The organism is Methylobacterium sp. J-067, assembly GCF_022829465.1.
GTDB classification, from domain to species: Bacteria; Pseudomonadota; Alphaproteobacteria; order Rhizobiales; family Beijerinckiaceae; genus Methylobacterium; species Methylobacterium litchii.
The window spans coordinates 1-1,833 of sequence record NZ_JAKSXZ010000018.1 but is presented as its reverse complement, the minus strand read 5'-3'; the positions used below and the strand labels follow the sequence as shown (position 1 = coordinate 1,833).

At 67.7% G+C, this 1,833-nt stretch carries 4 protein-coding genes; all 4 read left to right on the top strand.

What is annotated here, in order from left to right; all coding sequences use genetic code 11:
• A partial coding sequence (locus tag MKK52_RS00470; protein ID WP_243951786.1) for a hypothetical protein occupies positions 1-198 on the top strand: 198 nt, incomplete at its 5' end.
• On the top strand, positions 195-689 hold the full coding sequence (locus MKK52_RS00465; protein ID WP_243951785.1) for a hypothetical protein: 495 nt from the start codon (positions 195-197) through the stop codon (positions 687-689). The genes MKK52_RS00470 and MKK52_RS00465, both read left to right, overlap by 4 nt.
• Positions 686-922, top strand: coding sequence for a hypothetical protein (locus MKK52_RS00460; protein ID WP_243951784.1), 237 nt, complete (start codon positions 686-688; stop codon positions 920-922). The genes MKK52_RS00465 and MKK52_RS00460 overlap by 4 nt, the downstream gene beginning before the upstream one ends.
• On the top strand, positions 922-1,833 hold a 912-nt coding region (locus tag MKK52_RS00455; RefSeq protein ID WP_243951783.1), incomplete at its 3' end, for an ATP-binding protein. The genes MKK52_RS00460 and MKK52_RS00455, both read left to right, overlap by 1 nt.

Genomic DNA, 1,833 nt, shown 5'->3' with positions numbered 1-1,833 from the left:
TGTCTTGAAGCGGCGGCGATGTACGCGCTGACCGAGCACGACGAATGGCGCCAAGCTGGTATCGCTTGGCTTGAGCCGTTCCGGGAGACATGGTTTCGCGACTGGCGAGCCGCCCACCCGCACTATGCCAAGTTTGCGAAGAGCCTCTCGCCATCCTTCGATCTCCCGGTCTGGATCGCCGAGGGAGGCCGGGCATGAGCACGCCTCCCGAACTCTGCATCGTCGCGATTGACCCCGGTCTAACTGGCGCCGTCGCCTTCTACTTCCCGGCCTTGCCCGAGCGGGTGTCCGTTGAGGACATGCCGGTGGTGAACGGCGAGGTGGACCCACACGCATTGGAGCGGCGGATCAGGCAACTCGGGCCGACGCTCGCGGCGATTGAGCGGCAGGGCCCCCAGCCTCGCGACGGCTGCCGACAGGCGTTCGGCATCGGATCGGCCTTCGCCACGGTGAAGACCGTCGCTGCGCTCTGCCACCTGCCGATCCACCTCGTGACGCCAAGCGTGTGGAAGCGGCATCACGGCATCCTCGCCGCTGCCGATCCGAAGGAGGCCAGCCGGGCGCTCGCACTTAGGCTGTTCCCAGCCTCGGCCGAGAGCTTCAGCCGGAAGAAGGATCACGGTCGCAGCGACGCCGCTCTGCTCGCTCGCTTCGCAGCGGACACCTTCGCGAAGGGAGGCGCCGCATGAAGGCGACCGTACCCAGCCCTGACCGGATCGCGATGGACGGTCTCAGCTTCGACGCCATCGGTGAAGCTGCAGGTCTCGCGGCAGCCTACGCCGACATGGCCGCTCGGTTCGCGTCTGTGAATGACGCGCGCGGCGTGAGCTATGCCTTGCGGTGCGCCAGCGCCGCGATGCTGACCGCCACGCAAGCCGCCGAGATGCTTCAGCGGCCGGCTCCGCGACGAGGAGGTGCGTGATGTCCGAGCGCGCCTTCGGCCAGCCCACGAACGACGAGGCCGACCGCTTCTGTGGTTGGCCGGGTCCCGATCCTCAATCCGTGCCGAAGGTCCGACCGCGCGTTGAGCGCTTGCCGGCCGCTAACCTGCGGACTGCAACGACACTCGCGCTTCGTTGGCATGGAGACGCTGATCCGAATGCGGATCGGGCGTGGCTCGTCCGCGATCTGATCCCGGAGACTGGCAAAGGACTCGCGTCCGGCCAGTGGGGGGCCGGCAAGACCTTCGCCGTTCTGGATCTCGGCGCCTCCGTGATGACCGAAGAGCCATTCGCCGGCCGGAAGGTTCTGCGGCAGGGCGGCGTCCTCTTTATCGCGGCGGAGGGCGCCCACGAGATCCCGATCCGCTTGCGGGGCCTCGTTCATGGCAAGCTTGGGCCCGATGCGCCGGAGCGGCTGCCGTTCGCTTGGATCGAAGAATGCCCGCGCCTGCTGGATGCCGATGCGGTGCCGCAGCTGGTGGCCGTGGCCAAGCTCGCTGCCGAGCACATGGCCGAAACCTTCGGCCTGCCGCTGGCTCTGATCGTAGTGGACACTGTGGCTGCCGGCGCAGGGTTCATGGATGAGAACTCCGCCGCTGAGGCGCAGCGGGTGATGAACGCCCTGGAAGCCATCAGCCACAAGACCGGCGCGTTCGTCCTCGGCGTCGATCACTTCGGCAAGGCCGTGGAGACCGGCACACGCGGCTCGTCAGCCAAGGAAGCCGCCGCCGATGTCGTGCTGGCCATGCTCGCCACCCGCGACGAGGCCGGCAGCATCAGCAACACCCGCATGGCGATCCGCAAGGTTCGCGGCGGGCGCTGTGGCTACGAGATACCCTACTCTCTGGACGTCGTGACCGTTGGCGAGACCTACGACCGCGAGCCGATCACG